At 48.1% G+C, this 24,273-nt stretch carries 19 protein-coding genes; 8 read left to right on the top strand and 11 right to left on the bottom strand.

Features of this window, described 5'->3' with window-relative positions:
• Nucleotides 1-113: 113 nt before the first annotated feature.
• From cutA to AC5YBZ_RS02590, 3 genes are all read left to right on the top strand, one after another.
• On the top strand, nucleotides 114-437 hold the full coding sequence (gene cutA / locus AC5YBZ_RS02600) for a divalent-cation tolerance protein CutA (protein ID WP_494520110.1): 324 nt from the start codon (nucleotides 114-116) through the stop codon (nucleotides 435-437).
• Nucleotides 434-2,254 (top strand): protein-disulfide reductase DsbD, encoded by a 1,821-nt coding sequence (locus tag AC5YBZ_RS02595; RefSeq protein WP_494520111.1) that lies wholly within the window; start codon nucleotides 434-436, stop codon nucleotides 2,252-2,254. The genes cutA and AC5YBZ_RS02595 overlap by 4 nt, the downstream gene beginning before the upstream one ends.
• Nucleotides 2,255-2,452: 198 nt before the next feature.
• A complete protein-coding gene (locus AC5YBZ_RS02590; protein ID WP_494520112.1) occupies nucleotides 2,453-4,078 on the top strand; it encodes a cation:proton antiporter domain-containing protein in 1,626 nt (541 codons plus the stop codon).
• Between the two features lie 81 nt (nucleotides 4,079-4,159).
• On the opposite strand, the gene AC5YBZ_RS02585 is transcribed toward AC5YBZ_RS02590, so the two are convergent.
• Nucleotides 4,160-4,441, bottom strand: coding sequence for a hypothetical protein (locus tag AC5YBZ_RS02585; protein ID WP_494520113.1), 282 nt, complete (start codon nucleotides 4,439-4,441; stop codon nucleotides 4,160-4,162).
• Here AC5YBZ_RS02585 and galK point away from each other — a divergent pair.
• Entirely contained in the window at nucleotides 4,440-5,621 is a 1,182-nt protein-coding gene (galK, locus tag AC5YBZ_RS02580; protein ID WP_494543389.1) for a galactokinase, read from the top strand. The two genes, AC5YBZ_RS02585 and galK, sit on opposite strands and share 2 nt — an antisense overlap.
• 347 nt (nucleotides 5,622-5,968) lie before the next feature.
• Here galK and AC5YBZ_RS02575 read toward each other — a convergent pair whose 3' ends face one another.
• From AC5YBZ_RS02575 to AC5YBZ_RS02560, 4 genes are all read right to left on the bottom strand, one after another.
• Nucleotides 5,969-6,397, bottom strand: a complete 429-nt coding sequence (locus AC5YBZ_RS02575; protein ID WP_475515782.1) for a hypothetical protein — start codon at nucleotides 6,395-6,397, stop codon at nucleotides 5,969-5,971.
• Between the two features lie 294 nt (nucleotides 6,398-6,691).
• Nucleotides 6,692-7,711: an NAD(P)H-quinone oxidoreductase gene (locus AC5YBZ_RS02570; RefSeq protein ID WP_494543388.1), complete on the bottom strand. Its 1,020-nt coding sequence runs from the start codon at nucleotides 7,709-7,711 to the stop codon at nucleotides 6,692-6,694.
• A 266-nt stretch (nucleotides 7,712-7,977) separates the two neighbouring features.
• Complete coding sequence (locus tag AC5YBZ_RS02565; RefSeq protein ID WP_494543387.1) at nucleotides 7,978-8,655, bottom strand: single-stranded DNA-binding protein; 678 nt, start codon at nucleotides 8,653-8,655, stop codon at nucleotides 7,978-7,980.
• A gap of 77 nt (nucleotides 8,656-8,732) precedes the next feature.
• Entirely contained in the window at nucleotides 8,733-10,100 is a 1,368-nt protein-coding gene (locus AC5YBZ_RS02560; protein ID WP_494520116.1) for an MFS transporter, read from the bottom strand.
• Nucleotides 10,101-10,327: 227 nt separating this feature from the next.
• On the opposite strand from AC5YBZ_RS02560, the gene uvrA reads away from it, so the two are divergent.
• From uvrA to AC5YBZ_RS02545, 3 genes are all read left to right on the top strand, one after another.
• Nucleotides 10,328-13,153 carry an excinuclease ABC subunit UvrA gene (gene uvrA / locus AC5YBZ_RS02555; protein ID WP_494520118.1) on the top strand — a complete coding sequence of 942 codons (2,826 nt, stop codon included), beginning with the start codon at nucleotides 10,328-10,330 and terminating at the stop codon, nucleotides 13,151-13,153.
• 155 nt (nucleotides 13,154-13,308) lie between these two features.
• Nucleotides 13,309-14,346, top strand: a complete 1,038-nt coding sequence (locus AC5YBZ_RS02550; protein ID WP_494520119.1) for a M28 family peptidase — start codon at nucleotides 13,309-13,311, stop codon at nucleotides 14,344-14,346.
• A 234-nt stretch (nucleotides 14,347-14,580) separates the two neighbouring features.
• Entirely contained in the window at nucleotides 14,581-16,389 is a 1,809-nt protein-coding gene (locus AC5YBZ_RS02545) for a DEAD/DEAH box helicase (protein WP_494520120.1), read from the top strand.
• Between the two features lie 222 nt (nucleotides 16,390-16,611).
• Here the strand turns inward: AC5YBZ_RS02545 and AC5YBZ_RS02540 are convergent, their stop codons facing one another.
• The 6 genes from AC5YBZ_RS02540 to metB form a co-directional block, all read right to left on the bottom strand.
• Nucleotides 16,612-16,869, bottom strand: a complete 258-nt coding sequence (locus tag AC5YBZ_RS02540; RefSeq protein WP_494520121.1) for a cysteine-rich CWC family protein — start codon at nucleotides 16,867-16,869, stop codon at nucleotides 16,612-16,614.
• Nucleotides 16,870-16,969: 100 nt separating this feature from the next.
• Nucleotides 16,970-18,037, bottom strand: a complete 1,068-nt coding sequence (locus AC5YBZ_RS02535) for a c-type cytochrome (protein WP_494520122.1) — start codon at nucleotides 18,035-18,037, stop codon at nucleotides 16,970-16,972.
• Between the two features lie 11 nt (nucleotides 18,038-18,048).
• Entirely contained in the window at nucleotides 18,049-18,609 is a 561-nt protein-coding gene (locus AC5YBZ_RS02530) for a c-type cytochrome (RefSeq protein ID WP_475516914.1), read from the bottom strand.
• A gap of 202 nt (nucleotides 18,610-18,811) precedes the next feature.
• Nucleotides 18,812-19,702, bottom strand: a complete 891-nt coding sequence (gene metF / locus AC5YBZ_RS02525; RefSeq protein ID WP_475515770.1) for a methylenetetrahydrofolate reductase — start codon at nucleotides 19,700-19,702, stop codon at nucleotides 18,812-18,814.
• Nucleotides 19,703-20,075: 373 nt separating this feature from the next.
• Nucleotides 20,076-22,469 carry a bifunctional aspartate kinase/homoserine dehydrogenase II gene (locus AC5YBZ_RS02520; RefSeq protein ID WP_494543386.1) on the bottom strand — a complete coding sequence of 798 codons (2,394 nt, stop codon included), beginning with the start codon at nucleotides 22,467-22,469 and terminating at the stop codon, nucleotides 20,076-20,078.
• Nucleotides 22,470-22,488: 19 nt separating this feature from the next.
• Nucleotides 22,489-23,655 carry a cystathionine gamma-synthase gene (gene metB, locus AC5YBZ_RS02515; RefSeq protein ID WP_494520123.1) on the bottom strand — a complete coding sequence of 389 codons (1,167 nt, stop codon included), beginning with the start codon at nucleotides 23,653-23,655 and terminating at the stop codon, nucleotides 22,489-22,491.
• A gap of 223 nt (nucleotides 23,656-23,878) precedes the next feature.
• On the opposite strand from metB, the gene metJ reads away from it, so the two are divergent.
• Nucleotides 23,879-24,193, top strand: a complete 315-nt coding sequence (metJ, locus tag AC5YBZ_RS02510) for a met regulon transcriptional regulator MetJ (protein ID WP_110455796.1) — start codon at nucleotides 23,879-23,881, stop codon at nucleotides 24,191-24,193.
• The last annotated feature ends 80 nt before the right edge of the window (nucleotides 24,194-24,273 follow it).

Here is a 24,273-nt window from a genome sequence, read left to right as displayed (position 1 = left end):
AGTCGTAAAGTATCCGCCATTGAGAGTGACGCTGTTATGTGCCGGCCAGTCAGTAATAAACTGAGCATTGACCACTACAACATAAAATCACAACCGAAGAAGACCATAATACCATGCATGATACTTGTTTATTAGTCATGACAACGTGCCCAACCCAAGACAGTGCGATCGCCATCGCGCGCGCTTTAGTGGATACCAAGCTCGCTGCTTGTGTGCAACTGTCCGCTCCGGTGACGTCGGTGTACCTTTGGCAGGACAGCATTTGCGAAGAGCAAGAGATCTCGCTGCAAATCAAATGCCTCAGCCAAGCCTATGATGCAGTTGCTGAACTGATATTAACTTTGCATCCCTATGATGTGCCAGAACTTATCGCTACCGAGATAGCTTATGGCTCTGCTGCTTATTTAGATTGGATAAAAGAAACCACACAAATATGAAAAAATTACTGTTCATCGCTCTCGCTTCATTTCTATTGCTTGCCCCCAGTGCACATAGCGAAGGCATTTTCGGCGCCAATAAATTCGATTTTCTAAAGGATGAGCCCAAGCTAATGCCTGTGGATGAGGCATTCGTATTCGATTTTAAACAACAAGACCAACGCCTTGAGCTCAGCTGGGTGATTGCCGATGGCTACTATATGTATCGCGACAAACTTAAGTTTGAAGCGGACGGCGCCACGCTTGGCGAAATACAACTCCCCCAAGGCAAAACCCATACCGATGAGTATTTTGGCGAGCAGCAAGTATATTACGCTTACGTTGAAATCCCGGTGGCCATTAAACAGGCGGCTAACAATGGCACGCTCAGCGTAACCTTTATGGGCTGTGCCGAAGGCAAACTCTGTTATCCGCCCACCAAGCGCAGTGTACAGCTGAGTGACGTCGCCGCTAACGAGGGGATCTTACCGGCAAGCGATAATGTCACGACTGGTACTGCGGCTAATCACTCGCCAGCATCTAATACGCCTATCACAGAACAAGATTCACTAAGCCAGATGTTATCGGGCGATAACCTACTGTGGACCTTAATCATCTTCTTTGGTTTAGGCATTGGCCTCGCATTAACTCCCTGCGTATTCCCCATGTACCCTATTTTGTCGGGCATTATTGTCGGTCAAGGTGAAAAACTATCAACAGCCAAAGCGTTCAGCTTATCGATGGTTTACGTTCAAGGTATGGCAATCACCTACTCCTTACTTGGCCTTGTTGTTGCCTCCGCGGGAATGAAATACCAAGCCGCGTTGCAACACCCTGCGGTATTGATTGTATTAGCCATGTTGTTTTTCGTGCTCAGCTTATCCATGTTTGGTCTATACGACTTAAAACTACCCTCGAGCTGGCAAGAAAAAATGAACCGCTTCTCCAATAATCAAAAAGGCGGCAATGTTGCTGGCGTGTTCTTGATGGGCGTGATTTCTGGTTTAGTCGCCTCACCTTGTACCACTGCGCCACTCTCGGGCGCACTGGTGTATGTGGCGCAGACTGGCGATCTACTGCAAGGCTTTTTGGCGCTATATGTGTTGAGCATGGGCATGGGCTTACCACTACTGATCATTGGCTCCTCAGGTGGCAAACTCCTGCCAAGAGCCGGCGCATGGATGGATGTGATAAAAACCATCTTTGGCTTCCTGCTGATTGCCGTGTCCATCATCATGCTAGGCCGTATCTGGACCGGGCTCACCTCGGATGTCCTATGGGCACTGTGGGGCGTGAGCTTGGCCGGTTACCTGATGCACCAAAATAAACTGACTGAATTTAGCTGGAAGCAAACCGTTCGTTCGGTATTACTATTATTGATGCTGTTAGCTAGCTTCTCTTACGGCTTCCAAGCGGTCATGACAAGCCTGGGTTTCCAAGCGCATAACGGCAATCAAACCAGCAATCATATGGTGAGCCACAAAACCATCAAGTCACTGGCCGACCTGCAAATTGAAATTGAGGCCGCCAGTGCACAAGGTCAACCTGTGATGCTCGATCTCTACGCCGATTGGTGCGTCGCCTGTAAAGAGTTTGAAAATATCACCTTTAAAGACGCCGCTGTGCAGCAACGTCTCGCCCAAATGGTATTTTTGCAAGCCGATGTGACTAAAATGGATAAACTCGATGTGGAGCTGTTAGAACATTACGACGTGTTAGGCCTTCCTAGTCTGTTGATGTTTGATGCTCAAGGGCAGTTGCGTGACGAGCTGCGGGTCACAGGTTTTATGAAGCCTGCGGCATTTGCCAGTCACCTCGATCTCGTCCTAGAGAAATAACCGCCATAAGCCACTGATGATATCTATTTTTTAAAAACCTCCTTCGGGAGGTTTTTTGTTATTCGCCAGCAAGCAATAGCGTCTTACCACGGATAAAAGTGGCTCTGTACAGTGATTTTTTATTTATTGTTAATCTAAATCTTATATTATAAGTGCTGTTTAGTGTCATGGAACACACCTCATCCCCCAAGGAGCAACATGGAACCCGCCATACTCATCATTACCTTAGCCTGTGGCATCTTAGTTAGTCGTATCGGATTACCCCCCTTAATAGGCTATTTAGTGGCGGGCTTTATGTTGTTTTTGTTTGGCCTAGATGAAACCAGCTTGCCACTGTTGGAGCAGCTCGCCAATTTAGGGGTCACGCTACTGCTATTTGCTATCGGGTTAAAGCTGGATCTGCGCAGCTTATTTAAAGTGGAAGTGTGGGCAGGCTCCAGCCTGCATTTAATTGGCTCTATGCTGTTTTTGGTGCCGCTACTCAAACTACTAGGCTTAATAGGACTAGAACAACTGAGTGGCTTAGATCTAGAGCAATTGGCCCTACTCGCCTTTGCCTTGAGCTTTTCAAGTACCATTTTTGCCGTCAAAGTACTCGAAGATAAAGGTGACATGCAATCCCTTTATGGCCGAGTCGCCATTGGTATTTTGATCATGCAAGATATCTTTGCGGTCGCATTTTTGACTATATCCAAAGGTGATATCCCCTCCATCTGGGCGCTGAGTTTGCTGTTATTACCCTTTGCTAGACCACTTATTTATAAGGCATTCGACCGTGTGGGTCACGGCGAGCTGCTGGTTCTCTTTGGCCTAGTCATGGCCTTAGTGGTAGGCGCGGGCCTATTTGAATTGGTCGGTTTAAAACCGGATTTAGGCGCCTTGGTTGTTGGTATCTTACTAGCAGGACACGCCAAATCATCGGAACTGGCTAAATCATTATTTTACTTTAAAGAGCTATTTTTGGTCGCCTTCTTCTTAACTGTCGGTCTAAATGGATTACCTAGCTTTAGTGATATTGGCGTTGCCGCGCTGCTGGTCTTGGTGATACCGATTAAGATAGTGCTCTTCCTCTATCTATTGACCTACTTCAAGCTGCGCTCGCGCACCTCATTGATGACCTCATTTAACCTAGGTAACTACAGTGAGTTTGGCCTCATTGTGGCCGCTGTTGCCACCAGTAAAGGCTGGTTACCGGCCCATTGGATGGTGATTTTAGCGGTGGCATTAAGCCTTAGCTTCCTCTTTGCCGCTCCGCTAAACGCCGCTTCCAGCCGTTTATATCAAAAGTACCAAAGTCGCCTACAGAAGCTAGAGCGCCATCCACTGCATCCTGAAGACAGACCAATACGCGTCGGTAATCCACGCTTTCTAATCTTAGGTATGGGCCGAATAGGTTCAGGAGCCTACGACGAGCTAGCCAATAAATTTGAAGGCGAAATTTTAGGAATTGAACATAAACAGGAGTTAGTGGATTTTCATCGAAGCGAGGGGCGAAACGTGGTGCAAGGTGATGCATCCGATACCGATTTTTGGGAAAAGCTCGATCGCGCGCCGAACCTAGAATTAGTGCTGCTGGCGATGCCCCAACATACGGGTAATGAGTTTGCCGTTGAGCAACTTAAGCGTTTAAATTATCAAGGTAAGTTAAGTGCTATTGTACAATACAGTGAAGATGCACTCTCACTCAAAGAGGCGGGAGTCCACAGTGTATTTAACCTCTACGAGGCCGCTGGCGCGGGTTTTGTTGAACATGTTATCCACGAGTTGCAATCGGGCCAGCAACACGACGCGGATATAGTTGTCGAATCCACTAACGCCAGCTAAATATCTAAGCATCGGTTGATATTGGCTACCTGCTATCCCATTGATAACAGATAGCCAGTGAGCATTTACTGGCACAAGCTATTATTGCTCAGCCCCATTATTTAAGGCTCTACGGCGCAAGTTAATTTCGTCTCCCCCCTGCGCCGATTCCCCCCTTCCCTTAGCATCCACGTTGATCTTACCCACATAGACACTATGATTGACATGATATTCGCCGATAAACAAAAACTGCGTTACACAATCGGTAAACTCATGATATAAAAATGACAAGGAACGAATCACGACCCAATAATGGCGTGAAAATACTGTGACCAGTACTTGGCGCAGAGAGTGATCACCCTTTTCAGAGAAGCTTGATAGCATGGCAAATCCCGCGCAACGCGCCAATAAATTATTTGTGCAAACCTTTGGCACCAATGCTGACGATCTCTATCGTGCCCCAGGACGTGTTAATTTGATCGGTGAACATACCGATTACAATGACGGTTTTGTATTGCCTGCTGCAATTAATTTTCACACCATCATCGCAGTAAAAAAACGCGAAGATGATCGCTTCAGAGCAGTATCCGATGTCTATCCTGGCAAAATTAACAGCTGGCACTTTGGCCAAGAAGGCAAGATGGATCCAGAGGACGGTTGGATAAACTACCTCAAAGGCTTTACTGCCGCGATGGCCGCTTCAGGCTTACCAGCCAAGGGGATGGACATCGCTGTGGTGGGTAACGTGCCTTTGGGCGCAGGGCTATCATCTTCGGCGGCATTAGAAATCGCTTTCGGCACGGCCATCAACGAATGCAGTCAGCTACGCCTCTCTCCGTTAGCCGTTGCTCAAATGGCCCAGCGTGGTGAAAACCAATACGTGGGTTACGCCTGTGGCATTATGGATCAAATTATCAGCGCACTGGGGCAACCCGATCATGCGTTATTAATTGATTGTGAAGATCTCGACAGTGAACCCGTACCAATACCCGAAAGCCTGAGTCTGATCATCGTTAACTCCAATCTCCCGCGCGGTGAAGTCGAGGCACAAGAAGCGATACGTCGTCAGCAGTGCCAACAGGTGGCGGATCACTTTGCGATCGACAGCCTACGTCACTTGGACTTAACGACCTTAGAGACCGCTCGCAGCGAGCTGCCGGAGCTTATTTATCGCCGCGCACGCCATGTGCTCAGCGAAAATCGTCGCACTCAAAACGCCGCCCATGCTCTGCAGGCCGGTAACATTGCCCGCTTAAGTGAGTTGATGGCGCAATCTCATGCCTCGATGCGTGATGATTTTGAAATAAGCTTGCCGGAAATCGACACCTTAGTTGAAATCATCGCTCAGGTTGTCGGCCAACAAGGTGGAGTGCGTATGACAGGCAAAGGATTTGGTGGCTGCGTCGTTGCGCTAGTAGACCATGAACTGAGCGATACTGTGGTGGCGACGATTGAAGCCCAATATCAAGTGAGAACTGGGATTGAACCGACCGTTTATCTATGTTCGGCCAGTGGTGGCGCTAGCCGCATTGACGAAAGCTGGCTTGAGGGTGAGCTTTATTAAGCGTAAATCCTGTCGCTGAAATATTGTTTTTGCATTCGGCCTTTTAGCTCCTTAACGACAACCGCCAAGGTAATGCTCGAGGGCCGTTAGTCGCAAGTCTGTGCCACAACAGATTTTAGAGACTACAGCAAAGGCAAAATGTGTGGGGAAACAGAGGATAAAGCGTCGTTTAAGGTGAAGGTAGAAATTACTCAACAATAGGCACATCTAAGCTAAGCGGTTAATCGGGGGTTAATCGATATTGTTAGATAGAGGCCCTAGTTTACACTAGAACCTCATACCCAAATGACAAACACTAACATCAAACCTCATACCTAACTGACAAGCGGGTTGATACAAGCTGACACTTAACTTTCATCGTCATCCGACCAATCATCGAAACCATCATCTATGCTGTCGACTTCCAATTCAACGTCATCATCGTCATCATCTGAATCTAAATCGACATCAATTTTCACTTTCTTTGGCGCCGGTGCAGGCTTAGCATGTATCGCTTCAACCCAAGCAGAATGCTGACGCATAAACTGTTCTCGGGTAACCTGCCATTTAGCATCATATTCTGCTTTAGCGGCTTTGATCTCCTCATCCGTAAGGTCATGCAGGTTTACCTTAACAATATCAACTGCATATTCAATCACGGCATCTCTTGCCGTGTTATAAAGATAAACGCGTCCCGCAGAGGCTTCAGGGAACTCTTTATCATGAATGAGAATGGTGTTACCTCGAGCAGTACGCAGCTCACCATACCAGACAGATTCTTTAGAAGTGTCATACATATATGCTAATACCCTTAAATCAACACATACCAATATAAAATTATTAAGCTGACAATTTCGTTAGCTTAGTCATTGTCATCACTCAGAAATAACCTGCAGCGATGCTTGCGCACATTCTTAATAAAAATCGGCAGAAATCAATAGCCAAATCGATCTATTTCATCTAATTGCTATCAAATTGTGCATTCTGCAGATACTCATATCGAATTTAGCCGATCAAATCAGTTATTCAAGTTTTTTCTAAACACAAGCACCATCAACCTCCTCATCGATGTGGCCTGTTCGCTGCTAGCACTATCCTTGTTCAGCTGCCATATTAAGCACAATTTTCCCGGTATGCTGACCGGACTCCATCAAGCGCTGCGCCGCGACCACATCGCGAAAGGCAAACTCAGCAAACAGCCGAGGCATGAGTGAATGTACCGAGGAGGTTGCAAATAAGGGCCATACTTGCTCACGTAATGCATCAGCTATTTTCGCCTTCGCCGCTATCGATTGTGGCCTGAGTGTCGCGCCAGTCCAAGTAATGCGCTTGGCCATTAAGCGAAACACATCAACATTCGCCGTCACGCCGCGTAACAGGGCTATGGTCACTAAACGCCCCTCCAGCGCCAAGGCTTTCAAATTAAGATTAACCATATCGCCCGAGGCCATGTCGAGCACGACATCGACGCCCTCAGGGGCTATGGCTAAAATCTGCTCCAGTAATGTGTCATCTCGGTAATTAAGCGCATGTTCGGCGCCTAATCCGAGGCAATAATGACATTTTTGCTGGCTCGAAGAGGTGGTGATAACCTTGGCGCCAAATTGCTTAGCCAGAGCGATAGCGGCCGAGCCTATGCCACCCGAACCACCGTGAATTAATACCGTTTCTCCAGCTTGCAAGCCACCACGCATAAATAGGTGCCCCCACACGGTAAAAAATGTCTCAGGCAGCGCCGCCGCTTGGGCCAAATTAATCCCGTGAGGGATGGGTAAGCAGTGGTCAGCCCAAGTCACCACCAGATCGCTGTAACCACCACCAGGTACCAAGGCGCAGACTTGATCGCCAATACACCACTGCGTCACTGACTCACCAAGGGCGACAATGGTACCCGACACTTCAAGCCCTAACACTGGGCTAGCCCCCTCTGGCGCAGGGTAAAGCCCTTTACGCTGGGCGATATCGGGGCCATTAACCCCAGCGTAGTGTACCTTAATCAATACCTGTTCGGGCGCAGGTGACGCCACCTCCCCCTGAATCAAAGAGATCACCTCTGCCTCGCCAAAGTGACTAACATGCGCCTGCAGGCAAGATAACGTACTTTTATTCATGGGGGATCCTCTTATTCATTAAAATGTCAGTGGCTGGCCTCGATTTAGCTATCTCATTGCATTAAAGTTTGTATCAATCCCTAATAATTCAACCCTCTATATAGCAATAAATTTCACTGTATTAAATCAATCACGTCAAAAACATCATACTTAAAGGGCATAATTACCCACTTTGATATAAATTAAGGCTAATAAAAAACCCAGCTTTTACACTGGGTTCATATATGGTTTGAACTTTAACTTTACAGTTTTAAATAAACCGTCTGCTAAAATGGGATATCGTCATCCCAACCATCATCCAAATCTGGAGTAAAGTTTTGCTGTGGCTGTTGCGGCGCTGGACGCTGCTGTGGTGCCGCTTGTTGCTGCGGAGCCGCTTGAGGCTTAGGTGCATAAGCCGGCGCTGCAGGAGCCGTTTGCTGCTGTGGCGCGCCATAGCCTTGCTGAGGAGCGGCTTGTTGCGGCGCTCCATAACCCTGCTGCTGCGGCGCAGCTTGCTGTGGTGCTGGGCGTGAAGCGGGAGCGGCTGGCTGCTGTGCATATTGGTTTTGCTGTGGCGCGTAACCATCATTTTGCCCCATACCGCCTTGCTGACCACCTTGACCACGGCTGTCTAGCATCTGCATTTCACTGGCATTGATTTCAGTTTTGTAACGATCTTGGCCAGTTTGCTGATCTTGCCACTTACTGGTTTGCAGTTTGCCTTCGAGGTAAACTTTAGAGCCTTTCTTTAGGTATTCACCCGCGATCTCCGCTAAGCGGCGATACATGACGATGTTGTGCCACTCTGTACGCTCTTGCACTTGACCTTGCTGGTCTTTCCAAGACTCACTGGTCGCCACTGTAAAGTTGGCTACGGCATTGCCATTTGGCATGTAGCGTACTTCAGGGTCTTTCCCTAAGTTACCGACCAAAATTACCTTATTGACACCACGACTGGCCATTGAAATCTCCTGCGATATTCTTACAAATCTAATATAAATACTGCTTAACGGGTGAGTTCAACTCAAGTCCCAAACAGTTAATTGACAGAGCCTAACACAGCTCGCGCTTGTCTCAAATCGAAAAGCTCATCAACTTTCAAATAAGCGACTTTCTCCTCAAGTACCACGATAGCCTCGGCTACACCAGGCAGCTGTGACAACTTAGTGGCCATGGCTCTGGCTTCCTCTTTGCCCTCAACTTCGGCTTCTAAGGTGTAGCTCTTTAATAGCACGGGATTTTCCATGCCTAAGGTTAATAGTAACCAAATAAACATCAAGCCTAATGCAACAGCAAATACCCCAGCCGCGCCGACCAATTGGTAAGCTCCGCCGCCAAGCAAGCCGCCACAAAATGCCCCTAGAAATTGGCTGGTCGAATACACGCCCATGGCAGAGCCTTTATCCCCTACCGGACAAAATTTAGCAATCAAGCTCGGCAGTGAGGCTTCAAGATAGTTAAACCCTGTAAAAAACAGCACAATCGCAGCACTGAGTACCACTAAGCTATTTGCAAATAACGCCATTGAAGCGAGCGCTGCCATCATGATTAACAGGGCAATTTGAAAGGTGGCCTTGGTGTTTTTCTTTTTCACGCCGATGATGATCAACGGCACCATAAGGAAAAACGCGCCAATAAAAGCAGGGAAATAGAGCATCCAGTGCTTTTCTTTAACTAAACCCGCATCGACCAAATCCAATGGCAATGCCACAAATACCGCCGTTAACACCAGATGCAAAATAAAAATACCGGCGTCAAGCCTGAACAGCTGCGGATCTTTGAGCATGGCTTTAAGCTTAGCTGGCGCCGCAACCGTATCGCCTTTTGGCGCTTGGCTAATAGGGTTTGGCACCAGCAACTGTACAATAACCATGCCCAGCAAGGCTAAACCTGCTGTCATAGCAAACAGCCCTGAGAGGCCAAGATGCTGCGCGACAATGGGGCCGACCAGCAGCGAAAGCGCAAAGGAGAAACCGATACACATACCGATAATCGCCATCACTTTAGTGCGCTGCTCATCGCGAGTTAAATCGGCAGCTAAGGCTAAAACGGCCGCGGCAATCGCGCCCATCCCCTGCATAGCGCGTCCGGCAACCACCCCATAAATAGAGTCCGCCATGGCTGCAACTACGCTGCCAATAGCAAACACCAACAAGCCAATTAAAATAATTGGCTTGCGCCCATATTTGTCTGACAAGATCCCCATTGGGATCTGCAACACCGCCTGAGTTAACCCATACGCCCCGATGGCAACCCCCACCCATAATGGCGAGAAGCCCTCTAAGTGTTGCCCATAAAGCGCAAACACTGGCATGATCATAAACAAGCCCATCATGCGCAAACCAAATACACTGGCTAACGAAAACGCGACTTTTTTCTCAGTCTTAGACAGTCCATTATTGGCCATTTTTCGCCCTGATATGAATACATTAATAAGCCGCGCATGTTATCACGAAGCGTGGATTTAGCTCAAAAAGAAAAATTAAAGATGCGATGTATATGTAGCTATTCAATCACAAAGCCATAATCGTTCGTCAACATTCCCCCTATCGCTTTTGTGTGAGCTTGCTATGACCTGAGACAATTTTTATGCGATAATCAGTCTCTTTTTTATTCGGACAATCAGAGAGACAGATGGACAAGATTGAAGTTCGTGGCGCCCGCACCCACAATCTAAAAAACATCAACCTGACAATCCCAAGGGACAAGCTGATCGTTATCACCGGCCTATCGGGCTCGGGTAAATCGTCATTAGCCTTCGATACCCTTTATGCTGAGGGGCAGCGTCGTTATGTCGAATCCCTCTCTGCTTATGCCCGTCAGTTTTTAAGCTTAATGGAAAAGCCCGATGTAGATCATATCGAAGGCCTAAGCCCAGCCATCTCTATCGAGCAAAAATCCACCTCTCATAACCCACGTTCAACCGTGGGCACGATTACCGAAATCTACGATTACCTAAGATTACTGTTTGCCCGTGTCGGCGAGCCAAGATGCCCCACCCACAATCAACCATTGGCGGCGCAAACCGTTAGCCAGATGGTCGACAAGGTGCTGGAGATGCCAGAGGACAGCCGCTTGATGCTGCTCGCACCAGTGATTAACGATCGCAAAGGTGAACACGTCAAACTGCTTGAGAGCCTATCGGCACAAGGGTTTATCCGCGCTCGTATCGATGGTGAAGTGTGCGACCTGTCCGATCCGCCAACCCTTGAACTGCACGTCAAGCACACCATTGAAGTGGTGGTCGACCGTTTTAAGGTGCGTGAAGATATCACCCAGCGCTTAGCGGAATCATTCGAAACCGCCCTTGAGCTTTCGGGGGGGATAGCCACCGTCGCCTCTATGGATGGCGATATCGACGAGCTATTGTTTTCTGCCAACTTTGCCTGTCCACATTGTGGCTATTCTATGGCCGAGCTCGAGCCGCGTATTTTCTCGTTTAACAATCCGGCTGGCGCCTGCCCCACCTGTGATGGTTTAGGGGTGCAGCAGTTTTTTGATGCCGAACGCGTGATCACCAACACTGAGTTATCCCTTGCAGGCGGTGCGATCCGCGGCTGGGATAGACGCAACTTTTACTATTTCCAGATGCTCAGTTCATTGGCCGAGCATTATAAGTTTGATGTCGAAGTGCCCTATGAGCAGCTCAGCGATAAAATTCGCCGAATCGTACTACATGGCTCGGGTAAAGAGAGTATCGCGTTTAAATACATCAACGATCGTGGCGATGTCGTGGTGCGTAACCACCCTTTCGAGGGGATCTTAAACAATATGGACAGGCGCTATCGTGAGACCGAATCTAATTCGGTGCGCGAAGAGTTAGCCAAGTATATTAATACGCAAGCCTGTAACAGTTGTGGCGGTTCGCGTCTGCGCGAAGAGGCGCGTAATGTCTTTATTGAAGATCTTAATCTGCCAAAGCTGACCGAATGGTCAATTGGCGAGGCGATGAGCTATTTTGAGCAGCTATCACTCACAGGTCAGCGCGCGCAAATTGCCGAAAAAATCTTAAAAGAGGTACGCGATCGCTTAGGCTTCTTGGTCAATGTCGGGCTTAACTATTTGAGCTTGTCGCGCTCTGCCGACACCTTATCTGGCGGAGAGGCGCAGCGTATTCGTTTAGCCAGCCAGATTGGCGCAGGTCTTGTTGGCGTTATGTATGTTCTCGACGAACCTTCCATTGGCTTGCATCAGCGCGATAACGAACGTTTACTGCAAACCCTCATTCATCTAAGGGATCTGGGTAATACCGTTATCGTGGTTGAGCACGATGAAGATGCAATCCGCATGGCGGATCACATCATCGACATCGGCCCAGGTGCTGGGGTTCATGGTGGTCAGGTGATTTGTGATGGCACCTTAGATGACATTATCAGCTGTAAAGACTCGATAACTGGGCAATATATCTCTGGCATTAAGCAGATCCACATCAGCGAAACGCCAGCGCAATATAATCCAGAGCAAGTTATCGAACTGTTTGGCGCAACTGGCAACAACTTGCAAAACGTTGACTTAACCATACCCGTAGGCCTGTTTACCTGCGTGACGGGAGTGTCAGGCTCAGGAAAGTCAACGCTTATCAACGACACCTTTTATAAGATCGCTCATCGTCAGCTAAATGGTGCCACGGTCGATGAACCCGCCCCTTACAAGCGAGTAGAGGGGATGGATCATTGCGATAAAGTGGTCGATATCGATCAAAGCCCCATTGGCCGTACACCGCGATCAAACCCAGCCACCTATACCGGCATCTTTACCCCTATTCGTGAGCTGTTCGCCGCGACCCAAGAAGCCAGAACCCGTGGCTATAAGCCGGGGCGTTTCTCCTTTAATGTGAAAGGTGGACGCTGTGAAGCCTGTCAGGGCGATGGTCTGATCAAAGTTGAGATGCATTTCCTACCCGATGTGTATGTACCTTGCGATAGCTGTAAGAGTAAACGCTATAACCGTGAAACCTTAGAGGTGCGTTACAAAGGCAAGAATATTCACGAAGTGTTAGAGATGACCGTTGAGGAAGCTCGAGAGTTCTTCGATGCCGTACCAGCCATTGCCCGTAAGCTACAAACCTTAATGGAGGTTGGCCTGTCTTATATCGGCCTTGGCCAGAGTGCAACCACCCTCTCTGGCGGTGAAGCACAACGGGTCAAACTGGCCAAAGAGCTGTCAAAACGTGACACAGGCAAGACCTTGTATATCTTAGATGAGCCAACGACTGGCTTACACTTTGCCGATATTCAGCTATTACTAGATGTACTGCATCGCCTTAAGGCTCACGGCAATACCATAGTGGTGATTGAACACAATCTCGATGTGATCAAAACCGCCGATTGGATCATCGATCTTGGCCCTGAAGGCGGCTCAGGTGGCGGCACCATTTTGGTCAGCGGTACTCCTACGCAAGTAGCTGAGCATCCAACGTCTCATACCGCGCGCTTCCTTAAGCCTTTACTCAAGGCGTAAGCCAACTCGCGTTGCTCTATTAAAGATAACCGCCAAAGCCAGTATGAAATCATTCTGGCTTTGGCGGTCTTTATCAATTAATTCTGGCTTTGACTGTCTTTATTAATTAATTGTAGCTAAGTTATAGCCTAGCCCACCACCCAAGCTAGGTGCCCATGAGAGTGCTCAATCCTGCTCGCATCATCACCCTCATCTCGCTCTTGTTCGCCTTTACGCTGCTCTTGTCCGCTTGTAGCAGTACAGACGATGCTTGTCACCGCCAATTGCAGCTCAATTGGGCCAATCAGACTCAGCTCCTAGAGGATGTAAACAAATTAAGCTCGCCCGCTTTTGCTGGGCGTAAAACCATGACGCTTGGCGCAGCAATGACCCGAGACTACCTTAACCTGCGTATGCAACAGGCGGGCTTAATGCCTTGGCCTAGGCTGCACGCCCCACTTCCCTCTAATGCCCCTCCGCGCGATAGGGAATTTGACCAGCACTTTAGCTATCAATATCAGTTTACTGAGCGCCAGGGTGTCAATCTCATCGGCATGCTACCTGCAACTCAAGCTAGCGACCAATGGCGGCTGATTGTCGCCCACTATGATCATTTAGGTACACAAGACACCGAGATTTACCCAGGCGCCGACGACAATGCCTCGGGGATAGCCGCGATGCTAGCGCTGGCTGAGCATGCCAAGGGCCAGCAGCGGCCAAGTCATTTACTCTTTATCGCCACCGATGCGGAAGAACCAGGGCTCTATGGCAGCAAAGCCTTAGTCGCAATGCTACAAGATGACAACAGCCAACCTGCGATGGCACAAATTGAATTCGTGATTAATTTAGATATGGTGGGGCGCCCCAACCGCCACCACACCCTCTATATAGAAGGGCGCCAAAATTTTACCCAATTTACAGCGATACAAAACCGTTTAAGGCAAACGGTAGGGTTGTGTATCAGAGCCAATCACCCACCCGAAGCGGGTAAATCGATACAAAGGATAGATTGGTTAAGATCGTCAGATCACATCTCCTTTTATCAAGCCGGCTTGCCTTGGCTCTATTTGGGTATTCCACCCCATAGCGATTACCATCAAACCAGTGACATCGCATCAAAGCTAGATATCGAGTTTCTAGCAGCTGTTACAGAAACGGCTTACAAACTACTCATTATCGACAGTTATCTCTTAAATAACCGAGCAAAACAATAGATTAATTTGTAATTTATAAAAAAACAACTCACTGTTAATTATAGACTTTAGCTGTAAAGCCCCCTGTTTACCCCTAAAAATCAGACTTAAGTGGTAGCCAATCTATCAACTCACTGCTATAATAATCGGCTTACTGATACTTTTCGGTGCGGGAAGTCGACACGGGGTTGATTTTCTGTCTATAAAATCTTTAGTGCAGTCTCTGCACTTTGCTACACCACAAGGCTACAACCCATGTCATCCAATGAAAAAACTTTCCGCGAACTCGGTCTTGCCGAGCCTTTGTTGCGTGCTCTTGACGAGCTTGGTTACGAAAAACCAACGCCAATTCAATCTGCTAGTATCGAGCCACTTATGGCCGGTAAAGACATTTTAGGTCAAGCACAAACCGGTACCGGTAAAACCGGTGCATTTGCGCTGCCGCTATTAAATGCGATCGACCCAACGTCAAATACGCCACAAATTTTAGTATTAGCCCCAACTCGTGAGCTTGCCGTGCAAGTCGCCGAAGCATTTGGTAGCTATTCAAAATTCATGAAAGGTATGCACGTACTGCCGATTTACGGCGGCCAAAGCATGCATCAACAACTTAATGCATTGCGTCGTGGTCCACAAATCATTGTCGGTACGCCTGGCCGTGTAATGGATCATATGCGTCGTGGCACCCTTAAGCTTGATACGCTTAAAGCTATGGTGCTCGATGAAGCCGATGAAATGCTAAAAATGGGCTTCATCGATGATATCGAATGGATCCTAGAGCACACGCCGAAACAACGCCAGCTTGCATTATTCTCAGCCACTATGCCTGAGCAAATTAAGCGCGTTGCCAATAAGTACCTGACTGAACCAACGCACATCAGTATCGCTGCTAGCCATACTACGGTTGCATCAATCGAACAACGTTTCGTTCAAGTATCGCAACACAACAAGCTAGAAGCCCTAGTACGTGTGCTAGAAGTTGAAAATACTGAAGGTATTATCATCTTCGTTCGTACACGAAACAGCTGTGTTGAACTGGCAGAAAAGCTTGAAGCTCGCGGTTATGCTTCATCACCACTACATGGTGATATGAACCAACAGGCTCGTGAACGCGCCGTTGATCAGCTAAAACGTGGTCAGCTTGATATTATTATCGCTACCGACGTGGCGGCACGTGGTCTTGACGTTGAACGTATTGGTCACGTTGTAAACTACGATATCCCATACGATACCGAAGCCTATGTTCACCGTATTGGTCGTACTGGCCGTGCTGGTCGTACAGGTATGGCAATTCTGTTTGTGACGCACAGAGAAATGCGTATGCTACGTACCATTGAGCGCGCGACTAAGAGCCGTATCTCGCCAATGGACGTGCCTAGCCCAGAGACTGTGACCGAGCGTCGTCTTTCTCGTTTAGGTGAGCAGATTTCTGAAGTCATTGCTAAAGATTCTTTAGACTTCATGAAAGGCGCTGTTGCACAACTATGTCAAGAGTTAGAAGTCGATACTGATGTACTTGCAGCGGCGTTACTACAGCAAGTTCAGAAAGATCGTCCATTGCAGCTACCTAATATCAACGAACGTCAACGCGACAGTCGTGATGAGCGTAGCAGTCGTGAACGCGGTGAACGCGGTGATCGTGCTCCTCGCGAACGTACCCGTCGTGATTCACGCCCAACGCCAAGCAATCTAGGAACGGCTGATACCTTAAAGGATCATCCAGACGTTAAGATGTGCCGCTATGTTATCGACGTGGGTCGTGACCATGGTGTTGGTGTCGGTAACATTGTTGGTGCTGTGGCTAACGAAGCCAACATCGACAGTCGTTATATTGGACAAATCCAACTATTTGATTCAATGACCGCCATCGACTTGCCAGACGGCATGCCAAAAGATGTATTACAACATCTGAAGAAGGTGCGTGTATGTGGTAAGCCACTTAACATCCGTGAAGCCGGCACCGAACTGCCAGCAAGCGCGGGTGATGACAGCCGTCCACCACGTCGTCGTAAGCCAGCAGGCGACCGTAAACCACACCGTAAGGGTGGTAAAGACAACGCCTAATTAGGCCGAGTCCGGCTCACTTAAAGCCACCATGTGTTGACATAACCTAGCGTGGCTAAATAAGAGAGTTACCTCATCGCAAACGCGACAAAAAAGGAGCCTAATGGCTCCTTTTTTACGTTTCCCTAATAAGATTTATGTTGCTGAGATTGACTCAGCGTTACCAGAAAGCACTGAGCATACAAACCGCAATGTCGCTATCCAAGCGCGCCTTTATCTATATCAATCTATGCGTTTCAATCCAGCCTGCTGCTCTGCCATTAATGCGGCGGCGCAGACTTGGCAAATACACGCATCGCAGCGAACATTAACGGTTAATGATGCCTTTGGCACAAACGCCTGCCGCTGACACCAACAAGAGGCGCTGGGCTGCTGGTTGGCGATAGCACACTGATTTAATTGCTGGCATAGGGGGCAGTTTATCGCTGCACCTAATATCAAGTTTGACTCAGCAGTCGCAACCGCTTTGTTGTGTGTCATACCTCATCATCCCCAATAAAAAAGGAGTGTCAGCAACCAAGCTAACACCCCTTAATTCAGATTATTATACGGCAATCGCAGAGCCTATTAACGCCTAAGATTACTGTTTATCAGGATTCACGGGGTAAGATTGGCTACCTAAAACTGCGCCACCATCAACCGATTGACCATAATAACCTTGGTGCTTATGGTATTGCTTCTGTAGCGCTTCAACATCCCCCTTAAAGCGTGGATCTTGTGGGCGATCTTTCGAATTAATGTAAGCTGCAACATCCCAAGCTTGTTGGTTTGTCAGCTGAATACTCTTACCAAATGGCATATTCTCGTAAATGAAGTTCGCTGCAGTATTGACCCTGTGCATGCCTGCGCCCCAGTTAAAGCTCTGTGGCCCCCACAATGGCGGTAAGCTATAAACACCCGCAATAGCAAGCCCTTGGCCATCATCACCATGACAGGCTTGACAATGCGCTTGGTAAACCGTAGCTCCGCGCTCAGGAGAATAGGCTAACTCAGGCTTTTCAATCGGTGGAAAACCACGACCAGGAAGCTTTGCCAACTCATCGATATTCATCGCAGCTTTAACCGCCGCGGGCAGAGCAAAGTCTTCACGCTTGCCGCCTTTGAGCAACTCTGCATCGCTCAATTCTGGCACTTCGCCCGTCACTTGATATTGATCCATCAAGCCGCTCATGGCCAACCAGTAGGAATAAGCAGATAACGCCACTAACTCGTCACTGCCATCTGCCGGTGCTTTCCCGTTCATCGAGTAGGTAAAGCAACCTTGAATACGTTCTTGATAGCTGTTGACCTTATCGTTTTTCTTACGATAAGCAGGGTAAGCCATATAGGCAGCCCATAGCGGTGATGCATTGGGTTTACGCCCTGCATCCATATGGCAGTTAGAGCAGTTCAGCTCGTTACCGACATATTTACCACGTAACTGCTGAGTATTAACAAACAGCTGATAACCCTGTTTAACTTTATCGCCAAATGCCCCTTGAGGTATGGCACTCATCTCTCTTGGCGTTAAATAAACCGTATCATCTGACTTTGGCTTGACTTGTAATTCAGCCTGTTTGTCAGGTAACTCAGCGGCAATAACTAGGCTTGGCACACAGAGTCCAATCAACGCTATCAAAGCACTGCGTAGCGATTTAACATGATTCATGGTCAGACTCCCTATTTGATCTCGGCAAAATACTTGGCTAACGCATCAATCTCTTCTGCGGTTAGCTTATTTGCAATGGTCCCCATCATTGCATCTACATCACCCTTGCGAGTGCCCGCTTGCCAAGCAAGTAACTGGGTCTTGATATAGCTTGCCTGCTGACCAGCAAGACGTGGGAACTGGCCCCCACCTATGCCAGACGGACCATGACAGGTGACACATGCTGGGATCATTCTGTCCCAGTCACCTTGATACACTAATTCTTGGGTTGGGTCGCTGTACACTGCGGCTTCACCGCGAAGGTGAACACTGACTTCAGGCACTTCTTGAGATGAGAAATAGTCCGCGACAGGCTTAATTGCATCACCTTGGAGCACCATAGACATAGGCGTCATGCTGGCATTTTGGCGTTGGCCTGTTTGGAACAACTTGATCTGCTGAGTGATATATTCAGCAGATAGCCCTGCTAATCTTGGGCCTAATGGCTCAACACCTTGCCCTGTTGGGCCATGACATGACGCACACAATTGTGCTGATGGCGGCATCGCCATTGGCTCTGCCAATAAAGGCATCGACAATAACAACAAAGCCGAACCTAACGTTATCGATCTCATAATATCCTCCCGATTATAACTGCCCTTAATGATAGAGGGATTCGAACGAATAAGGTAATGGATTTCATCAAAAAAATTATAAAAGCTCCCCGAAAAACAAAAACGCATCCGTTCAATAACAGGATGCGTTCAAACATAACGATGGCAACACAACCTAGACTTATTGCCCTGGACGAACCCCTAAAGTATGGCAAATCGCATAAGTTAGCTCGGCACGGTTCAAGGTGTAAAAATGAAAATCTTTAACTCCTTCTCGCGATAACACTTTCACCATATCAATGGCCACATTAGCACCTACCATTTGTCGTGTCGCAGGGTCGTCATCTAAGCCTTCAAATTGGTTATGTAACCAGCGGGGAATCGACACATTGGTCATGCCAGCAAAGCGTTTAAGTTGCTTAAAGTTGGTAACAGGTAAGATGCCTGGAATAATTTCAACATCAATACCCGCGGCCACGCAACGATCACGAAAACGTAAGTAGGACTCGACATCGAAGAAAAACTGCGTGATAGCACGGTTGGCCCCTGCATCAATTTTCTTTTTTAAATTAATCAGATCCGCTTGCGCATTGGTCGCATCAGGATGGCCTTCTGGATAAGCCGCTACCGAGATATCAAAATCGGCCACCGAACGTAATAGGCGCACCAAATCATTAGCAAATCGAGTGGGCTTGGCACTGCCCTCGGGTAAATCGCCACGCAGTGCCACTATGTCACGCACTCCGGAATGCCAATAATGCTTGGCCAGCTCAACTAGCTCTTCATCACTGGCATCCACTAAGGTCAGGTGCGGCGCAGCCACCAGATCGGTTTCTTTCTGAATGCGTTCAATCACCCCGTGGGTACGATCACGTACGCCGGAATTAGCGCCATAGGTTACCGAGACAAACTTAGGCTTTAACGGTTCGAGACGCCTGATTGAGTTCCACAAGATCTGTTCCATCTCAGGGGTGGCTGGCGGGAAGAATTCAAACGAGACGTTAATGTCACCATTAAGCTCAGACAAGCTTTGGTTTAATGAGTTTGCATGTTGCGCGTGGTGAAAAGCCATCTTTATTCCCTCAGACGTTCGACGATAGTACTTAGACGTTTGGACGTCTATATGTCTACATACTAGAGAAACTCAGTTCTAAGTCAAGCGTAAAAGTTAACCAAAATTAAAATAGTCTATTCGCCTCTACAACAAACCGATTACAGCATGAGCGACATGAGCATCAAGCCATTGTTACATAAAATGTATTACCTGCTTACCGACAAGGTGTTGCCGATATAACTACCGGCTGGATAACAGAAATTTTCCAAGAAAAAGCGAATAATGTGGCATTGAGATGAAGTATTAGATGCACTATATAGCGGCATTATCGACAAAAAAAGCGGCCCAAGTGCTAACTTGGGCCGCTTAAGGTATGACGTCTGAGAAGAGGTTACTCTTGCAATAGATCGCGGCAGATCTGCGCCAGATCCGATTGCACCGCAGCAGCGGTGACTTCACGGCCGGCACCTGGACCACGAATAATCAAAGGATTATCTTGATAAAAGTGACTACGAATCACAAACACATTATCACCGGGCGTTAAGTTAGCATAAGGATCGTTGCGATCCACCCACTCAATCCCGACCAGCGCTGCAAGTTGACCGTCACTGTGTTGCAAGGAAGCCACATAGCGCAACACTTTATTTTGCTCCGCAGCCGCTTGATATTGACGTAGCATCTCAGCATCGAGCTCACTGATACGCTCGATAAATTCAGCCAACGGGAGCTGCGCAAGATGCGGCGGCACTAAAGAGTGCAGCGCAATATCATCAAGCTCAATATCATGGCCTATCTCTCGCGCTAAGATAAGCAATTTACGCTGCATATCTCGCCCCGACAGATCGTCACGCGGATCGGGCTCTGTCAGCCCAAGCGCCTTAGCCTGCAGCACCAATTCAGAGAAGGGTTTAGTACCATCGAAATGTTCAAACAACCAGCATAAGGTGCCGGAAAAAATCCCCCCCACCGCTTCGATGGCGTCGCCACTGTTATGTAAATCATTTAGGGCATGTTGCACGGGTAATCCCGCACCACAACTGGCATTGTAGCGCCAAAAAAGTCGACGATTATCCAGCTGCTGTTTTAATTCTTGATAAAAAGGTAAAGGCCCACTGCCAGCCAGCTTATTGGCGCTAACCATATGAATACCACGGGCAAAAAATGCTGGATACTGCAACGCTAAATCGGCGCTAGCACTGATATCTAACGCGATAAGTTCATCACATTCAACATGGCGTAATCGTTCAAACAGGTGGCTGTAATCCCAAGGGGTTGCTTGCTCATTAAATTGCTGCTGCCAGTGATTAAGATCGATATCGGTCTCGCTTAATAGCGCCAGCTTGGAACTCAGTAATCCCACCAACTCGAGACTGACCTCAAGCTCCTTGTTTAATACCGGTCTCGCCCGCTTAAACAGCTCAATCCACGCATCACCAATATTACCAATACCCAGCAGTAATACTCCGATACGTTTACGCGGGCCAGCGCAGCGACGATGTACCTTTTGCGTCAATAGGCTCACCTGCCCCTTAGGGACCAAAGTGACCAAACTTAGGCCATCGTTACACAATGGGTGAGCATCGCGGCTTAATAGACGTGAAAAACCCCGGCGATAAAGTGCAGCATCGGCACTGACCAACGCCACTAAGCCTAAGTCTTGTCGCACCTCTAATGCATCGATCCCCAGTGCTTGAGTATTGACTTCAAATATCGCCCGCGCTTGTTTTTCACTCTCGTGGGTAAAGGCCAGCTCTGCAAGGCCAGACGCCGATGACCAGTAGGCCAAGGGAGCCAGTCCTGCCTTAGCAAAACACTCTAATAATTGAGGCAGCTCGGCATTAAAGCTTAAGCTAAACAACGACACGCTAGGTAGACTAGTAACGACGGGCGCGCTAGCCGATAAGCTCTTAGGCGCAATAAGCGTAAAATCGGTATGGGGCGCATAACTCGAGCGCACCGCTAGGCTCACGTTAGTGTCAAACAGTGGCTGTAAGGTACGGTTATGCAGTACCGGCGAACCAAGATGGGCTAAGCGATTAGCCTCAGTTAATGACATGCTTTTGAGCAGGCGTGCATCGTTAATGCGATTGGGATCGGCATTAAACACCCCTTCCACATCGGTCCAAATGGTCACCCGTTCAATATTGGCGAGGCTGGCCAGCAAGGTGGCGCTAAAGTCTGAACCATTACGGCCCAGCAACAGGGTATCGCCCTTATCATTAGCACAGATAAAACCGGTGATCACTAGGCGTTCATTAGGGTGAGCATTCAGCATCGCCTGCACTTTTTGCTTTGATTGCCCTATGCGAATTTGCGGTACCGCCCCTTCATCGGCCACTAATAAAGTGCGCGCATCCACATCGACTGCCCCGACGCCTGATTCACGCAGCAGCGCGGCAAGTAAACGCGATGACCAGCGCTCGCCAAAACTAACCACTTGATTGCGTTGGTAATCCGTTAAATCGGCAAGAGAAAGTAATGTGCTGAGTTGGGATTTATCGGTCGATAGACGCTCGCGCAAGCTGCGCGCCTGTTCGTTAGATAACAGTTGCTCGATCAGATTTTGCTGGTAACTGATCAACACTTGCAACTCTTCTTGCCACAACAGACCGGACTCGGTTAGCTCAAGTAATTTATATAAAAAATTAGTACTCTTGCCCGCAGCAGAAACCACGATGAGATCATCGCTATGGCCATGGGTGAGTAATATATGAGCGACACGGCGGTAACAATCTGCATCCGCTAAACTAGAACCGCCAAATTTATGCAAATGACATCGTGTCATTTTTTGCTCCTCAATACCTTTAACAACTTACCGCGATAGCCGCATCTAAACCCGCTTGAATATCTGCCACCAGATCGTCACCATCTTCAATCCCAACAGATAAACGAATAAGGGTATCTTTCACCCCTGCCTCTAAACGAGCCGCTGGCTCCATCGCTCTGTGGGTCATGGTAGCAGGAACCGCCACTAAGCTCTCTACTCCACCCAAGCTTTCGGCTAAAGAGAAGTATTCTAACGCATTTAAAAAGGCAATAAGCTCTGCTTCGCCACCTTTTAACTCAAAACTGAGCATGGCACCAAAACCTTTTTGCTGTTTTAACGCGATCTCATGGCCTGGATGGTCCGCCAAACCAGGATAATAGACCTTATCAACGGCGCGATGACGGGTTAGCAAAGCCAACACCTGCTGTGCGTTGGCTTGATGCTGACGCATTCTCACCGCAATTGTTCTTAAGCCGCGTAGGGTCAAATAGCTATCGAAGGCTGAGCCGGTTAACCCTAAGGTATTAGACCACCAATGTAACAGCTCACCCACTTCAGCATCTTTAGCGACAACCGCGCCGCCGACCACATCGCTATGCCCGTTGATATATTTAGTCGTTGAGTGGATCACTATGTCAGCGCCGAGCAACAGAGGTTGTTGCAAGATAGGCGATAAAAAGGTGTTATCGACTACCACTAGCGCCCCCACTTCATGGCTCTGGCTCGCAATCGCTGCGATATCGACCACGCGCAGTAATGGGTTCGAAGGGGTTTCTAACCAGACCATTTTAGGTTGGCGAGCAATAACGTCTGCCAAAGCAGCGGCATTCGTTTGGTCAACCACTGCCAGTTTAAATGCCCCTTTCTTGGCGAGGTGGGTAAATAGTCGATAGCTGCCGCCATAGCAATCGTGCGGCACCACGAGTAGATCATCGGGCCCCAGTAAATTGGTTACTAAGGTGATGGCCGCCATGCCAGTGCATGTCACTATGCCTGCCGCCCCACGTTCCAGCTCCGCTATGGCGTCAGCCAAAATACAGCGAGTCGGATTACCCGAGCGGCTATAATCAAAATCTCTCGGTTGTTGATGGCCATCAAAGGAGTAATTGGTCGACAAATAGATGGGCGGTACAACGGCACCATATTGGGTATCGGATTCTATCCCCCCACGCACAGCTGCCGTGGCTAATTTACGCTCAGTCATCTTTTACTCCTAAAGTTAAATCGGCGGCAGTCATCTATACTTTATAGATGTCTGGACGTCTAAATGTACCTAAGGCAAGCGGTAGCGTCAACATATTTAGACGTTTAGACGTCCAAACATGTAGAAATCTATTTGCAATTAACAAAAATTAGAGGCAATAATTTGACTGTACCCGGTAAGGGTATAAAATCTGCCCCGAATTTGAGAATTAACAGGTGAGTCAATGACTGAGTGGAATGGCGATTATATCAGCCCCTATGCTGAACATGGTAAGAAGAATGAGCAAGTGAAAAAAATCACTGTCTCTATTCCCCTCAAGGTGCTTAAGATTTTAACCGACGAACGCACTCGTCGTCAGGTGAATAACTTACGCCACGCTACAAACAGCGAATTGCTTTGTGAAGCTTTTTTGCATGCTTATACTGGCCAACCTTTACCCCATGATGATGACTTGTCAAAAGACAAACCCGACAGTATTCCAGCCGAAGTGAAAAAGCTGATGACTGAGATGGGCATCGAATGGGAAGACGTCGAGTAAATCGACTTTACCTATCCTGTTTTGCTAAAGAGGGATCGCACTGCGATCCCTCCTCTTTATCACGTCTAAACACACTGCAA

It is taken from the genome of Shewanella sp. 553, assembly GCF_059338375.1.
This window is presented reverse-complemented; position numbering and strand designations above follow the sequence as displayed.